Source organism: Dietzia sp. SLG310A2-38A2, assembly GCF_014145095.1.
Taxonomy (GTDB): domain Bacteria; phylum Actinomycetota; class Actinomycetes; order Mycobacteriales; family Mycobacteriaceae; genus Dietzia.
This window is the reverse complement of sequence record NZ_JAALDX010000169.1, coordinates 9,494-24,560: the sequence shown is the minus strand read 5'-3', so window position 1 is coordinate 24,560 and position 15,067 is coordinate 9,494. Positions and strand designations below refer to the sequence as shown.

The 15,067-nt window shown below is 68.3% G+C and carries 17 protein-coding genes and 1 pseudogene; 1 reads left to right on the top strand and 17 read right to left on the bottom strand.

The features are described from left to right. Positions 1–245, top strand: a pseudogene (locus G6027_RS06770) (hypothetical protein); the annotation flags it as partial. On the opposite strand, the gene G6027_RS18675 reads toward G6027_RS06770, so the two are convergent. The 17 genes from G6027_RS18675 to rho all read right to left on the bottom strand — a co-directional run. After that, positions 226–489 (bottom strand): ATP/GTP-binding protein, encoded by a 264-nt coding sequence (locus tag G6027_RS18675; protein WP_241726888.1) that lies wholly within the window; start codon positions 487–489, stop codon positions 226–228. The pseudogene G6027_RS06770 and the gene G6027_RS18675 overlap by 20 nt on opposite strands. Before the next feature lie 53 nt (positions 490–542). Next, positions 543–1,223: an endonuclease NucS gene (nucS, locus tag G6027_RS06765; protein WP_182636502.1), complete on the bottom strand. Its 681-nt coding sequence runs from the start codon at positions 1,221–1,223 to the stop codon at positions 543–545. A 44-nt stretch (positions 1,224–1,267) separates the two neighbouring features. After that, positions 1,268–1,717, bottom strand: a complete 450-nt coding sequence (locus tag G6027_RS06760) for a DUF2550 family protein (RefSeq protein WP_182636501.1) — start codon at positions 1,715–1,717, stop codon at positions 1,268–1,270. 59 nt (positions 1,718–1,776) lie between these two features. After that, positions 1,777–2,148 (bottom strand): F0F1 ATP synthase subunit epsilon, encoded by a 372-nt coding sequence (locus G6027_RS06755; protein ID WP_182636500.1) that lies wholly within the window; start codon positions 2,146–2,148, stop codon positions 1,777–1,779. A 9-nt stretch (positions 2,149–2,157) separates the two neighbouring features. Continuing rightward, complete coding sequence (atpD, locus tag G6027_RS06750) at positions 2,158–3,606, bottom strand: F0F1 ATP synthase subunit beta (RefSeq protein WP_107747342.1); 1,449 nt, start codon at positions 3,604–3,606, stop codon at positions 2,158–2,160. Between the two features lie 3 nt (positions 3,607–3,609). Beyond that, entirely contained in the window at positions 3,610–4,596 is a 987-nt protein-coding gene (locus tag G6027_RS06745) for a F0F1 ATP synthase subunit gamma (RefSeq protein ID WP_182636499.1), read from the bottom strand. A 54-nt stretch (positions 4,597–4,650) separates the two neighbouring features. Next, positions 4,651–6,291: a F0F1 ATP synthase subunit alpha gene (atpA, locus tag G6027_RS06740; protein ID WP_182636498.1), complete on the bottom strand. Its 1,641-nt coding sequence runs from the start codon at positions 6,289–6,291 to the stop codon at positions 4,651–4,653. Positions 6,292–6,396: 105 nt separating this feature from the next. After that, positions 6,397–7,215, bottom strand: coding sequence for a F0F1 ATP synthase subunit delta (locus G6027_RS06735; RefSeq protein WP_182636497.1), 819 nt, complete (start codon positions 7,213–7,215; stop codon positions 6,397–6,399). Positions 7,216–7,229: 14 nt separating this feature from the next. Next, positions 7,230–7,805, bottom strand: a complete 576-nt coding sequence (locus G6027_RS06730; protein WP_179525554.1) for a F0F1 ATP synthase subunit B — start codon at positions 7,803–7,805, stop codon at positions 7,230–7,232. Positions 7,806–7,836: 31 nt separating this feature from the next. Further along, the gene (locus G6027_RS06725) at positions 7,837–8,076 is read right to left on the bottom strand and encodes an ATP synthase F0 subunit C (RefSeq protein WP_107747337.1); all 240 of its coding nucleotides are present in this window, start codon (positions 8,074–8,076) and stop codon (positions 7,837–7,839) included. A 100-nt stretch (positions 8,077–8,176) separates the two neighbouring features. Continuing rightward, positions 8,177–8,902, bottom strand: coding sequence for a F0F1 ATP synthase subunit A (atpB, locus tag G6027_RS06720; RefSeq protein ID WP_241726887.1), 726 nt, complete (start codon positions 8,900–8,902; stop codon positions 8,177–8,179). Between the two features lie 268 nt (positions 8,903–9,170). Then, positions 9,171–9,617 (bottom strand): hypothetical protein, encoded by a 447-nt coding sequence (locus tag G6027_RS06715; RefSeq protein ID WP_182636496.1) that lies wholly within the window; start codon positions 9,615–9,617, stop codon positions 9,171–9,173. Between the two features lie 10 nt (positions 9,618–9,627). Continuing rightward, complete coding sequence (locus G6027_RS06710) at positions 9,628–10,788, bottom strand: MraY family glycosyltransferase (RefSeq protein WP_346995647.1); 1,161 nt, start codon at positions 10,786–10,788, stop codon at positions 9,628–9,630. Positions 10,789–10,793: 5 nt separating this feature from the next. After that, positions 10,794–11,447 (bottom strand): L-threonylcarbamoyladenylate synthase, encoded by a 654-nt coding sequence (locus tag G6027_RS06705; RefSeq protein WP_182636495.1) that lies wholly within the window; start codon positions 11,445–11,447, stop codon positions 10,794–10,796. Further along, a complete protein-coding gene (prmC, locus tag G6027_RS06700) occupies positions 11,444–12,394 on the bottom strand; it encodes a peptide chain release factor N(5)-glutamine methyltransferase (RefSeq protein ID WP_346995646.1) in 951 nt (316 codons plus the stop codon). Before prmC ends, G6027_RS06705 begins: the two co-directional genes overlap by 4 nt. A 3-nt stretch (positions 12,395–12,397) precedes the next feature. Continuing rightward, entirely contained in the window at positions 12,398–13,483 is a 1,086-nt protein-coding gene (gene prfA, locus G6027_RS06695; protein WP_182636494.1) for a peptide chain release factor 1, read from the bottom strand. Beyond that, on the bottom strand, positions 13,480–15,067 hold a 1,588-nt coding region (gene rho / locus G6027_RS06690; RefSeq protein WP_182636493.1), incomplete at its 5' end, for a transcription termination factor Rho. The genes rho and prfA, both read right to left, overlap by 4 nt.

Genomic DNA, 15,067 nt, shown 5'->3' with positions numbered 1-15,067 from the left:
TCCGGCGGGAGGCCGAGGAGCAGGCGCGCGAGACCACCGGCCGCGCCGAGTCCGAGGCTGCCTCCCTGGTCTCCACGGCGCGTCGCCACACCGAGGAGCTGCGGTCGGTGCGAGAGCGCATACTCGCCGATCTGGCGGCGATCCGTGCCCGGCTGGAGCCCATTCCCGGCCGCCTGGACGACGATCCGGTCATGCCCGCCGACCCGGGGCTGGTCGACCCGCAGCTCAGCTCCACCGACGGGTGAGACCCCGGTTGGCCCTCCCGGACCAGCATCCGCTGTGCCAGTGGCGACGTTCGTCGTCGCCCCCGGGCCGGTCCGGCCACGCCACCACGTGCGGGGTGCCGGCGGTGACCACCTGGTCACAACCCGGGCACCGGTAGTCCTTCCCGGCACGCGAGCCGGGGACACGCCGGACGTGGTAGTCGTCCGGGTCTCCCGACGGTCCGGACTCGAGGGCACCGCCTCCGGGTCCCTCGCGCCGGGGCATCGCACGATCCGCACCCACGCGTCTGTGACGTCTCGGCACCCGGTCCCCTGCCCTCAGAACAGCCGCAGGTCCGTCGACTCGATCCCGCGGAGCGAGTCGTAGTCGAGCGTCACGCAGCGGATGCCGCGGTCCTCGGCGAGTGTCCTGGCCTGCGGTTTGATCACCTGGGCGGCGAACACGCCGCTCACCGGGGACAGGAGCGGATCGCGGTTGAGCAGTTCCAGGTAACGCGAGAGCTGCTCCACACCGTCGATCTCACCCCGGCGCTTGATCTCCACGGCCACGGTGACGCCCTCGGCGTCCCGACCCAGGATGTCGACCGGACCGATCGCGGTCATGTACTCGCGTCGGACCAGGCTGTACCCCGGGCCCAGAGTCTCGATGTGTTCGGCCAGCAGCTCCTGGAGATGAGCCTCGACCCCGTCCTTCACCAGACCGGGGTCCACGCCGAGCTCGTGACGGGAGTCGTGGTGGATCTCGGTGAGCGTGATGCGGAGCTGTTCCCCGGCCTTGTTCTCCACGATCCAGAGGAGGTGCCCGGGGTCCTCCGGGTGCTCCTGCTCGACCAGCGAGCAGGGTGGCGTCATCCAGTTGAGCGGCTTGTACGCGCGGTCGTCGGCGTGCACGCTGACGGATCCGTCCGCCTTGACCAGGAGCAGTCTGGGTGCCATGGGCAGGTGGGCCGTCAGACGGCCGACGTAGTCGACCTGACAGGTGGCGACGACGAGACGCACGGTTCCTCCTGGAATCGGGATGGGCCGGACGGCCCTCTACGCCGTCAGCGCCGACGGCGGGCCGGAGAACGGACCTGTTCGGTGGAGCAGGCCTCCACCCACGCCAGCAGAGCGGTCAGCTCGGCAGGACCCACACACAGTTGGCCCTCCCTGATGCCGCCCCTGCGGTCGTGGCCGGAGAAGGACACGATCAGCTCCCCCGACTCGGCCACGTCGAGTTCGTCACCAGTCGGCTGGCGCCGCGGGCCCAGTTCGAGGCTCTTACGGTCCAGACGGACGTCCGCCCCGAACCGCACGCTCAGCAACCGGTAGAACGCCAGATCGGTATCGGAATACCGGACGGCACCGTGGCGCCACGCCTCTCCTCCGTCGCGTTTGACGAGAACCGAGGTGGAATCCCGGCGGACGAAGACCAACCGATACACGATGGCCGCGACCACCGGGGCGAGGACGAGCAGCACGACGACACCGAGAATGATCCCGGTGATCGCCATCTGCTCAACCCCTTCCGGTGGCCGCGGCCATCAGGTCACGGGCGGACCGTATCGTACTGCTAGGCGCCGGCCTTCTCGACCGCCCGGAGGCGACCGCGTGCGGCTGCGGCAGCCGCCGGGTCGTCCCCTGCCTCGGACAGCGCACGCTCGGCCTCGGCGCGGTCGATGGACTCCGACCACTCCGCGGTCTCGCCGAGGATGCTGACCTTGTTCGCTGTCACGGAGAGAAACCCGCCCTGCACGGCGGCGACCTTCTTGCCCTCGTCCGTGTAGACCGTCACGGTGCCACCGGCGTCCAGCTCGCCGAGCAGCGGCTCGTGCCCGGACTGGATACCGATCTCGCCCTCGGTGGTCTTGGCGACCACCATGGTGGCGGTACCGGACCAGAAACGGCGCTCGACCGTCACGAACTCGACTTCGATGTCAGCCATGGTCAGCGGTCACTTCCCCGAGAGCTTCTTGGCGGCCGCCTCGACATCGTCCAGACCGCCGATACCGTTGAACGCCTGCTCCGGGAGGTGGTCCAGCTCGCCCTTGCACAGCTTGTCGAACGCCTCGATGGTGTCCGACAGCGGGACGACCGAGCCGACCTGACCGGTGAACTTCTCGGCGACCAGGAAGTTCTGGCCGAGGAAGCGCTCGAGGCGACGGGCACGCTGAACGGTGACCTTGTCCTCCTCGGAGAGCTCGTCCATGCCGAGGATGGCGATGATGTCCTGCAGCTCCTTGTACTTCTGCAGGATCTGGATGACCTGCTGGGCCACGCGGTAGTGCTCCTCGCCCACGATGCCCGGCTCGAGGATCCGGGAGGTCGAGGTGAGCGGGTCCACGGCCGGGTAGATGCCCTTCGACGCGATGGAGCGGGAGAGCTCCGTGGTGGCGTCGAGGTGGGCGAACGTGGTCGCGGGCGCCGGGTCGGTGTAGTCGTCGGCGGGGACGTAGATCGCCTGGAGTGAGGTGATCGACCGGCCACGGGTCGAGGTGATCCGCTCCTGCAGCATGCCCATCTCGTCCGCGAGGGTCGGCTGGTAACCGACGGCGGACGGCATGCGACCGAGCAGGGTCGAGACCTCGGAACCGGCCTGCGTGAAACGGAAGATGTTGTCGACGAACAGCAGGACGTCCTGTCCCTGCACGTCACGGAAGTACTCGGCCATGGTCAGGGCCGAGAGGGCGACGCGCATACGCGTCCCCGGCGGCTCGTCCATCTGGCCGAACACCAGGGCGGTGTCCTGGAGGACACCCATCTCCTCCATCTCGAGGAACAGGTCCGTGCCCTCACGGGTGCGCTCACCGACGCCGGCGAACACCGACGTGCCGGAGAACTCCCGGGCGATACGGGTGATCATCTCCTGGATCAGCACGGTCTTGCCGACACCGGCACCACCGAAGAGGCCGATCTTGCCACCCTTGACGTACGGGGTCAGGAGGTCGATGACCTTCACGCCGGTCTCGAGGATCTCGGTCTTACCCTCGAGCTGGTCGAAGGCGGGCGGCTCGCGGTGGATACCCCACTGCTCACCGTCCCGGCCGGTGCCGGGGGCGTCGAGGCAGTCGCCGAGGGCGTTGAAGACGTGCCCCTTGACGACGTCGCCCACGGGGACCGAGATCGGCTTACCCGAGTCGACGACCTCCGCGCCACGGACGAGTCCGTCGGTGGACTGCATGGAGATGCAGCGCACCATGTTGTCGCCGAGGTGCTGGGCGACCTCGAAGGTCACCGTCTTGGCGACGGCCTCGAGGGTGATCTCGGTGGTGAGGGCGTTGAAGAGGGCCGGGAGGGCGCCACGCGGGAATTCCACGTCGACGACCGCACCCAGGACGCGGGCGACCCGACCGGTGAGACCGGCCGTGCCCGTCGTGCTCTGATCGGTAACAGCTGTGGTCATTGCTTAGTCACTTCCTGCGCTAGCGGCGAGCGCACCAGCGCCACCGACAATCTCGCTGATTTCCTGGGTGATCTGTGCCTGGCGGGCCTGGTTGGCCTCGCGGCTCAGGCCTTCCACCAGTTCGGTCGCGTTGTCCGTCGCCGACTTCATGGCCGTGCGGCGTGCCGCCGACTCCGACGCCGCGGACTCGAGCAGTGACGCGAAGGCCCTGGTCGACATGTACCTCGGGAGGAGGTTGTCGAGCAGAGTGTCCGCGTCGGGCTCGAAGGTGACCTCCGGCTTGAACTCCGCCTCGGGCGAGTCCATGTAGTCCTCACCCAGATCCATTTCCTCGATCTCGACACGGGTCTCGATCGGGGCCAGACGCCGAGCACGCGGGGTCTGCGTGAGCATCGACTTGAACTGGGTGTAGACGATGTGGACCTCGTCGACGCCCTTACGGGTGGTATCCCCGGGGTAGTCGCTGCCGAGGAACTCTGTCGCGTCGAACGTCTCCTCGCCGCCGGCCGCAAAGGCGGCGGACAGCAGCTGGAAGGCCGGACGGGCTTCCTGGTAGTCGGGCTTCTGGGAATGTCCCTGCCACGCTCCGGCGAGTTCGACCTCGCGGAAGGTGTAGTACACGATCCCCTTGTTGCCCAACACGTAGATGTCGACCTCGCGGCCGGCGTCCTCGAGGAACGCGATGAGCTCGGCGGCCTCCTTGAGGACGTTGTGGTTGTACCCGCCACACATCCCGCGGTCCGAGGTCACCACGAGCACGGCGGAACGCTTGGGGTCCTCCGGCTCGTTGAGCATCCTGTGCTGGACCGACGATGCACTCGCGAGGTCGGTCAGGATGGCCGTGATCTGATCGGCGAACGGCTGGGCCGCCGCGACCCTCGCCTGGGCCTTGGAGATCTGCGAGGTGGCGATCAGCTCCTGGGCCTTGGTGATCTTCTTGGTCGAGTTGACCGACTTGATCCGGTCGCGTAGTTCACGCATGTTCGCCATTGCGTCAGATCACTCTCCTCTCGGCCTTGAATCGGATGGCTGTCATCGCAGGCCTCAGGCCTTCTTCTTCTTGGTGACCGTCAGGGTCTCACGATCGATCTCGTCCTCCGAGAGCGCCTCGGCCTCCGGCTCGTTGACCACCCGCGAGCCGTCGGAGGCGACGAAGCCCTCCTTGAACTCGTTGGTCTTGGCCTCGAGAGTCGCCTTGGACTCGTCGGAGAGAGCGGCCCCGCCGTCGATCTGGCTGTAGACGTCGGATGCGGAGTGCCGCAGGCTCTCGAGGAGCTCACCCTCGAAGCGACGGACGTCCTCGACGGGAACGGTGTCGTAGAAGCCCTCGCCGGCGAGGTAGATCGAGACGATCTGATCCTCCACGGCCACGGGCGAGTTCTGGTCCTGCTTGAGGATCTCCACCAGGCGCTGACCACGCTCGAGCTGGGCCTTGGACGCGGCGTCGAGGTCCGACGCGAAGGTCGCGAACGACTCGAGGTCGCGGTAGGCGGCCAGATCGAGACGCAGCGAACCGGAGACCTTCTTCATGCCCTTGGTCTGGGCGGCGCCGCCGACTCGCGAGACGGAGATACCGACGTTGACCGCCGGGCGCACGCCGCGGTTGAACAGGTCGGACTCGAGGAAGACCTGGCCGTCGGTGATGGAGATGACGTTGGTCGGGATGAACGCCGAGACGTCGTTGGCCTTGGTCTCGATGATCGGCAGACCCGTCAGCGACCCGCCGCCCATCTCGTCGGAGAGCTTGGCACAGCGCTCGAGCAACCGGGAGTGCAGGTAGAAGACGTCACCCGGGTAGGCCTCTCGACCCGGCGGGCGGCGCAGCAGCAGCGAGATCGCACGGTAGGCGTCGGCCTGCTTGGACAGGTCGTCGAACACGACCAGGACGTGCGCGCCCTCGTACATCCAGTGCTGGCCGATGGCGGAACCGGTGAACGGCGCCAGCCACTTGAAGCCGGCGGAGTCGGAGGCCGGAGCCGCCACGATGGTGGTGTACTCCATCGCGCCGTTCTCCTCGAGCGTCGCCTTGACGCCCGCGATGGTGGAGCCCTTCTGGCCGATCGCGACGTAGATGCAACGGAGCTGCTTGGTCTTGTCGCCCGACTCCCAGTTGGCCTTCTGGTTGAGGATGGCGTCGATGCAGACCGCGGTCTTGCCGGTCTTGCGGTCACCGATGATGAGCTGACGCTGTCCACGTCCGATCGGCGTCATGGCGTCGATGGCCTTGATGCCGGTCTGCATCGGCTCCTCGACCGGCTGACGCTCCAGCACGGACGGTGCCTGCAGCTCCAGGGCGCGGGTCCCGGCGGACTCGATGTCACCGAGGCCGTCGATGGGCTTGCCGAGCGGGTTGACGACGCGGCCGAGGAATCCGTCGCCGACGGGCACGGAGAGGACGTTCCCGGTGCGGCGCACCTCCTGACCCTGGGCGATCTCGTCGAAGTTGCCGAGGATGACCGCACCGATCTCGCGGTCCTCGAGGTTCAGTGCGACACCGAGGATCCCGCCGGGGAACTCCAGCAGCTCGTTGGCCATCGCCGAAGGGAGTCCGCTGATGTGCGCGATGCCGTCACCGGTGTCGACGACGACGCCGACCTCCTCCTTCGTCGCGTCGGTCGAAACGGTCGAGGTGTAATTCGCAATCGCGCTGCGGATCTCTTCGGAGGAGATCGTCAACTCCGCCATGTCATTCCTGCTCTCAAAGTCGGGATGTGCTTTATGGGTGTTTACCTGAGCCGCTACCGCTGGAACACGGCCGAGTCGCAGCTCGTCTTGTGCCGGACCGGCCGGTCAGCGAAGGGATCGACGCATCGCGTCGAGCCGCCCTGCCACGCTACCGTCGATGATCTCGTCACCGACTCGGACGACCACGCCGCCCAGGAGTGCCTGATCGACATCGTTGTGGATGGCGATCTCCCGCCCGTACAGCGATGCCAGACGAGCCCTGAGATCATCCGACTGCTGCTCGGTCAGCGGCTCGGCGCTGGTCACCACCGCCACGGAGCGACCGCGCAACTCCGCGGCCTGGGTCGAGATCTCCATGATGTCGTCCGCGGGCATGCCGGACGGGCGGTCCACGGCCTGGGAGGCGAGCGCCTCGGTCACCGCGGTGACCTTGCCGTACAGGACCTCCGCGAGCAGCCCCCGCTTGGCGCCCGCATCCGCGGTCCGATCCGCCAGCAGCTGCTCGAACTGGGGATCGCCGGCGACGATGCGGCCGAGCCGGAACAACTCGTCCTCGACCGCCTGGAGTTGGCCCTGCTGATCCGCCGACCGCAGGAGCGCCTCACGGCCGAGCAGAATCAGGCCCTCCCGCAACTCACGCGGGTTGGACCAGTCCCGCGACACCGCAGCGAGCAGTAGATCGAGGGTGGTCTGGTCGACCTTCCACCCGAACACCCCACGGACCAGGTCCTGTCGGGCCTCCACCGGGGCCGCGGTGTCGGCCACGGACACCCGGAGGGCACGGTTGTCCTCGAGGACGCGCACGACCTCGAAGAGTTCCTGGCCCACCTTCGCGCCTGTCGCTCCCCCGGACGGGTTCGCCGCCAGGGTCTGCTCCAGTTCGCTCCGGGTCTGGTCGAGCGCTTCGCGACTCGCTGCGTGCATCGGCTCCACTTCCCTTAGTTCTTGCCCGCGCCGGGGACCCGGTCGAGGTCTGCCAGAAAGCGATCGATGGTGCCCGAACGCCGGACCGGATCCGACAGCTGCTCACCCATGAGCCGCTCCGCGAGATCCACCGACTGACGACCCAGGTCACTGCGGAGCTCCGCGATGATCTGCTGGCGCTGCGCTGCCAGTTGCTGGTTGCCCGCGGCGACGATGCGATCGCTCTCCGCCTGCGCCTCGGTCTTCATGTCCGCGAGGATCTGCTGACCCTGGGCACGCGCGTCGTCGCGGATCTTGGCCGCTTCGCTGCGCGCCTCGGCGAGCTGGGCCTTGTACTTGGCCAGCTCCTCCTTCGCCTCGGCCTGGGTCTGCTCGGCACGACGCAGACCGCCTTCGATGCGCTCGGAACGCTCGTCGAGAACCTGCTGGAACTTCGGAAGGATGAACTTCCAGAAGAGCCAGAGGATGACGGCGAGCGGGATGAGCGACCAGACGATGTCATACAGCGGAGGAATCAGCGGGTTGGGGCTGTCCTCCAGGGGGAGTGATTCTCCACCCTCGGCCGCCAAGATGGCGATGACGTTGTTCATGGTGCGTCCCTACGAGGTCGGTGGTCGTCGATCAGAACAGGAAGCCGGCGACGATACCGATCAGGGCGAGCGCCTCGGTGAAAGCGATACCGAGGAACATCGTGGTACGGAGGGTGCCGGCCATCTCGGGCTGACGGGCCATGCCCTCGACGGTCTTGCCGACGAGGATGCCGATGCCGATGCCGGGGCCGATGGCGGCGAGGCCGTAGCCGATCGCGCCGTAACCGCTCACGGTCGACTCGGTGGCCTGGGCGAGAGTGACGATGTCCATGGGGTTTCCCTTTCAGATGGCCGGCGCGGGCTTTCCCGCACCGGTCGGACGTGAATTGTCGGATTGACAGGTGGTCGTACCAGGCCTCTCGGCCCGAGTTCTAGTGGCTTTCCGCGTGGAGTGCGAGGTCGATGTAGACCGCGACCAGCAGCGCGAAGATGTAGGCCTGGAGGAAGATCACCAACAGTTCGAACAACGTGAAGGCAACCGACACAAGCGAGGTCCCCACCGCCATCAGCGACCATCCGTTGAACTGCCAGAAGAAGAAGTTCGTGGCGCTGAACAGCAGGACCAGGATCAGGTGACCCGCCAGCATGTTGGCCATGAGACGGATGGTCAGCGTCGCCGGACGCAGGATGAAGGTCGACACCAGTTCGATCGGGACGACCAGCAGGTGCAGCGCGGGGGGCAGGTTGGGGATGACGACGCTCGCCTTGACGAACTTGGCGAACCCGTAGCGCTTGGAACCGGCGTAGATGAAGGTCACGTATCCCAGGAGTGCGAGGACCAGCGGGAAGCCGATTCTGGCGTTCGGTGAGATGTTGAGCCCCGGGATGATCGCCGGCAGGTTCATCGCGACCACCGAGAAGAAGATCGTCGCGATGATCGGGAGGAAACGACGACCCTGTTCCTTGCCGAGGATCTCTTCCGAGATGTGGATCCGGACGAAGTCGAGGAAAACCTCCACGACGTTCTGGATGCCACGGGGCACGAGCCTGGGATTCCGCATGGCGAACATGAACAGACCCAGCAGCACGACCGTCATGAGCAAGCGGACGATCATGAGCCGGTCCAGGACGAAGGCGTCGCCGGCGAATCCGGTCAACCACTGATCGGCCGGGAAGAACTCGTAGTCAATGTTCGGGGGGTGAAACTCGCCCTTGAAGGCCAGAAGCGTGGTACTCAGTGTGTTCTCCCCTGGTCGTGTTGGGCGACTGGCGCCCGAGCTCGTTCGGTACGAGTGGCCCGGTCTTCGCGGCCGAGTTGGGATTCCGCGCGAACGTCTCGGGCCGCAGGGCAGCCCGGTGACGTGCTCGTCTCACCGCAGATGAGGATAACACCCTGGTCTCGGCCGGGTGCGACAGGGGGACCCGTCAGCCGGCATCGGGCTCCACGTACGGAGCCCGGGTCTTGAGGACTGCCCACGTCTCCCCCGCCAGGACCACGATCAGCGCGGCGATGACCGTCACGGCGAAGGCGGGCCGCGAGTAGAAGTCGAATCGTGAGAGCGCCGCCACGACCCCCATGGCGGCGAGAAGTTTGACCAGCCAGGTCCCCAGGACGACGGCGGCGGTCGTCTGCGGCGCCGAGTGCGCCGTGGCGATGACCACGATCGCGGTGGTGAGCACGAACGCGCCGCCCACCGCGGCGCCCATCAGCGCGCCCCACAGCCCGGGGGTCCCGTCGATCGCGGTCCATGCGGCCGCACTGATCACGGTGAGCACGACGAGCGCGACCGCGCCGAGCCGCACTGCCTTACGGAGGCCTGCTGTGTGTGGGCTTTCGGCGGGCTGCGCGGGTGTCGCGGGGATATCCGTCATGGCGAGCAGCCTAGCGGGAGCTCCCCGGGCCACTCGTGTTGCGCTCGCCCCGCGAACTCCGCAGACGCGGGACCAGGGTGGCGGCGAGGACCGCGATGAGTCCGGCCGCCGCGAGCGGGACGATCACCTCGGTCGGGAGCATGGTCGCCCCGACCGCACCGAACGCTATGAGTGAGACCCAGGCGTAGATGACCAACGCGACCCGCCGATGGGAGTGACCGAGGTCGAGCAGGCGGTGATGGAGATGCATCTTGTCGGGGGCGAACGGACTCCGCCCGGCACCGACCCGGCGGACCACCGCCAGGACCAGGTCGAGCATCGGCACGAACATGGCGGCCGCGACCACGATCATCGGCGAGAGCAGGACGATCATCTCCTGCGGCCCGTACAGGCTCTGGGAGATCTTCCCGGACGCGCTGGTGGAGGCCGCGGCGAGGACGAGGCCGATCAGCATCGAGCCCGAATCGCCCATGAAGATCCTGGCGGGTTGGAAGTTGTGTGGCAGGAAGCCCAGCAACGCCCCGGCGAGGACGGCGGTCACTAGTGCCGGAGGGTACGCCCCGACGGTGCCGCCCTGGTCGAGCATGATCCCGACGGAGAACACGCAGATCGCCAAGGCCGCTATGGCGCCGAGCCCGGCGGCCAGGCCGTCCAAGCCGTCGACGAAGTTCATCGCGTTGACGATCGTCAGGGTGAAGACCACCGTGAGCAGACCCGCCTGGAGTTGGTCCAGGACGAGGATGTTGCCGTCCCCGAACGGGATGTACACCAGCGTCCACGACACGCCCATGGCCACCAGCACGCCGGCCGCTGCCGCTTGACCTGCGAGCTTGGTGACCGCTCCAAGCCCGAGGATGTCGTCGACGATTCCCACCAGCACGATCACCCCGCCCGCGATGATCGTCGCCTCCACGTCCGGGGCGAACGGTGGGAACGCCCTGTTGAGGGCCGGAAGCTGTGCGGCCAGGTAGACCGCGACCAGCATCCCGGTGAAGATGCCGACCCCACCGAGGCGGGGCGTCGGCACCACGTGCACGTCCCTGTCGCGGGGGTAGGCCAGGCCGCCGATCGCCGGTGCCACTCCCCTGACCAGGCCCGTGACGACGAAGGTGACCAGGCCGGCCGCTACCGCGATGAGCAGCAGCTCGCGGAACGGGACCCCGATGCCCACGCCGGTCAGCCGCGCAGGGCCGCGGGGTCGGTCCCCAGGACCTCCCCGACACGCTCCGCGCTCACGGCCCCCTCCCGGACGATCCGGGGCGCCGGTGAGGTGAGGTCGACGATCGTCGAGGGCTCACCGACCGCGCAGGGGCCGCCGTCGAGGTAGACCGCGACCGAGTCCCCGAGTTGGTCACGCGCCTGCGCGACCGTCGTGGCCGGAGGTTGGCCGGAGACGTTGGCACTGGAGACGGCGAGGGGGCCGACCTCGCGCAGGAGCTCGATCGCGACGGGGTGCAGCGGCATCCGGAGCATCACGGTGCCCTGGGTGTGTCCGAGATTCCAGTTCAGTGACGGCGCCTGGTGCACGATCAGGCTCAGACCACCGGGCCAGAAAGCGCGGATCAGGTCGCGCGCTGACGCCGGCGTGCTCACGACCAGGCCGTCGATCGTCTCCCAGGATCCCACCAGGACGGGGACCGGCATGTCCGGGCCGCGGCGCTTGGCAGAGAGCAGGAGGGTGACCGCATCCGGGTCGAAAGCGTCGGCGGCGATGCCGTAGAGGGTGTCCGTGGGGGTCACGACGAGCCGACCGGCGCGCAGAGCGCCGGCCGCGGAACTGAGGCCGACCTCCCGACCGGTGTCCTCGGTGCAGTCGTAGGTGATGGTCACCGGGTGATCCCCTTCCGGGCTGTCGGGTCGACCTCGTCGTCGTCGGGACGATCGCCGCCTGAATGATCGAGTCTCGTCGCGGTGACGAACCGCGGACGTCCGGCGAGGTCGGTGTGCTGTTCCACGGTACCGAAGCATCCCTGCGCCCAGACCACCGCCGCGACGGCGGCCCCGGTCGTGTCGTCGTGTTCCACCGCCAGGTGCCCTCCCGGAGCCAGGAGGCCGGCCGCGACTCCGACGAGCGGCGTGATGACGGCGAGGCCGTCGGCTCCCCCGAACAGTGCGGTCTGCGGTTCGTGCCCGAGCACGTCCACCGGGAGCTCGTCGGTCTCCGGGACGTACGGCGGGTTGGACACGACCGCGTCGACCCGGCCCGACAGGTCCGCCAGTAGGTCGGGATCCGTGGCGTCCCCCGCGTGCACCATGACCGGGGTGTCCCCCGCTGCGGCCCGTTCGGCGGCGTTCCGCCGGAGCCACCCGAGCGCCTGCTCGTGCAGCTCCACGGCGTGGACCCGCGCATCGGGCCTCGCGTGGGCGATCTCGAGGGCCAGCGTGCCACTACCGGCGCAGAGGTCCACGATGACCGGGCCCGGTCCGACATCCGGAGACCGAAGCGCGGACAGCGTGTCCTCGACGAGCAGTTCCGTCTCCGGTCTGGGGATGAAGACGCCCGGGCCCACCACGAGTTCGAGATGCCCCGACACGGCCCGGCCCAGCAGGTACTGGAGCGGGGTGCGATCGAGTGTGCGGGCGGCGACTATCCTCCCGACCTCGGCGACGCCGGTGGCGTCCACCCCCTCGGACAGCGGGAGCGCGGAGCGTTCGACACCCAGGACGTGCGCGCAGATCAACTGCGCCTCCACGAATGCAGAGTCGATGCCGGCGGCCTGCAACTCGCGCGCGGCCGACCTCACGACCCCGGTCGCCGGCACGGGGCGGGTGTCCACGGCCTACGCGTCTTCCATACGTCTGCGACGGTCCTCGACGGCCAGGGCGTCCAGGACCGCGTCGAGATCGCCGTCGAGCACGGCGTCGAGATTGTGCGCTTTGAACCCGACCCGGTGATCCGCGATCCGGTTCTCCGGGAAGTTGTAGGTGCGGATCCGCTCCGAACGGTCGACGGTGCGGACCTGGGTGGATCTCCCCTCGGATGCTTCGGCGCTCGCGGCCTCCTCGGCCGCCGCCTGGAGCCGGGCGGCGAGAACCTCGAGCGCGCGTTGCTTGTTCTGTAGCTGACTACGTTCGTTCTGACACGTGACGACGGTTCCGGTCGGCAGGTGCGTGATCCGCACCGCCGAGTCGGTGGTGTTGACACCCTGTCCGCCCTTGCCGGATGAGCGGTAGACGTCGATCCGCAGGTCCGACTCGTCGATCTCGACCGGCCCCACGTCCTCGGGCTCAGGGAATACGAGCACCCCGGCGGCCGACGTGTGGACCCGGCCCTGCGACTCGGTGACCGGTACCCGCTGGACCCGGTGCACCCCGCCCTCGAACTTCAGGCGCGACCACACGCCCTCGCGCGAGGGCTGCCGGGACCGGATCGAGAACGAGGCGTCCTTGTATCCGCCCAGGTCGGACTCGGTCACCCCGAGGACCTCGACCACCCACCCGTGCTTCTCCGCGTACCGCGTGTACATGCGGGCCAGGTCCGCCGCGAACAGCGCCGACTCCTCCCCGCCCTCGCCGGATTTGATCTCCATGAGCACGTCGTCCGCGTCGTGGGGATCCCGCGGCGCCAACAGGTCGGCCAGCCGCGACTCCAGTCGCGTGGCCTCGGACGCTAGTCGCTCGGCCTCCTCGGCGAACGAGGAGTCGTCCCCGGCCAGTTCACGCGCCGCGGACAGGTCGCCCCGGGTGGACTCCAGCGCGCGGTAGCACTGCACCACCGGGGTCAGCTCGGCGAAGCGCTTGCCCACCCTGCGCGCGGCCGCCGGGTCCTCGTGGAGTGCCGGGTCCGACAGCTGGGCCTCCAGGCCCCCGTACTCCGAGAGGACGTCGTCGACCGAGGACGGCGATCGCCCAGGGGCCTCTGTCACTCCTCGTCCTGCGGCAGTGTCGGAGTCGTCTTTGCCACCTGCAACAGGAACTCGTAGTTGGTGTTGGTCTTGCGCAGCTGTGACATCAGGAGGTCGATGGCCTGGTGCGAGTCGAGGCCCGACAGCACGCGCCGCAGCTTGTGCATGACACCGGCCTCCTCGGGCGTCATCAGAAGCTCTTCCTTACGCGTGCCCGAGGGGCCCACGTCGACCGCGGGGAACACGCGCCGCTCCGCGATGCGCCGGTCCAGCTTGAGTTCCGCGTTGCCGGTGCCCTTGAACTCCTCGAAGATCACCGTGTCGCCGGCGGACCCGGTCTCGACCATCGCCGTGGAGATGATGGTCAGGGACCCGCCGTTCTCGATGTTCCGCGCCGCCCCCAGGAACCGCTTGGGCGGGTAGAGCGCCGTCGAGTCGACGCCACCGGACAGGATGCGCCCCGACGCGGGTGACGAGTTGTTGTAGGCGCGACCCAGTCGGGTGATGGAGTCGAGGAGGACCACGACGTCCTGCCCCATCTCCACCAGACGCTTGGCCCGCTCGATCGCGAGCTCGGCGACCTGGGTGTGATCCGACGGCGGACGGTCGAAGGTCGAGGCGATGACCTCACCCTTGACCGACCGCTGCATGTCGGTCACCTCCTCCGGTCGCTCGTCGACGAGCACGACCATGAGATGGCATTCGGGGTTGTTGACCGCGATCGAGTTGGCGATGTTCTGCAGGATCGTGGTCTTGCCCGCCTTGGGCGGAGAGACGATCAGTGCTCGCTGGCCCTTGCCGATCGGCATGATCAGGTCGATCACACGGGTCGAGAGGATGTTCTTCTCGGTCTCGAGGCGCAGACGCTGGTTGGGGTAGAGCGGCGTGAGCTTCCCGAACTCCGGACGATTGCGCGCGTCCTCGAGGGGACCGCCGTTGACCGAGTCGATCCGGACCAGGGGGTTGAACTTCGCCCGGTTCTTGCCACCCTGCCCGCCGCCACGACCGCCACCCTGCCCGCCGCCCGGCCCGTCGACCTGGCCGTCACTCTGACCGTCCCGCGGCATCTTGACCGCGCCAACGATCGCGTCGCCACGACGGAGGCCGTGCTTGCGGATCATGTTCATCGAGACGTAGACGTCGTTCGAACCCGCGAGGTAGCCGGAGGTGCGGACGAACGCGTAGTTGTCCAGCACGTCGAGGATCCCGGCGACCGGCTGAAGGACGTCGTCGTCCCGCACCTCGGTCTCGCCCTCCTGCGGACGACCGCCGCCACCACCGCGGTTGCGCTCGCGCCGACGACGGCTCCGACGACCGCGGCCGCTCCCGTCGTCGTCATCGCGATTCTGACCGTCGCCGCGCGGGCCGTTGTCGCCGCCCTGGTTGCCCTGGTTGCCCTGGTTGCCCTGATTGCGTTGGTTGCCCGAGTCGCCCGCCTGCTGGTCGCGATTACGGCCGCGCCCGCTCTGCTGGTCACGGCCCTGCTGGTCGGGGTTCTGCTGGTCACCCGACTGCTGGTCGCGAGCGCGGCCACCCTGCTGACCCTGATCCTGTCGACCCGACGCCTGGTCGTCGCGGTTCTGCCCGCCCCGACGCTGCCGGTTC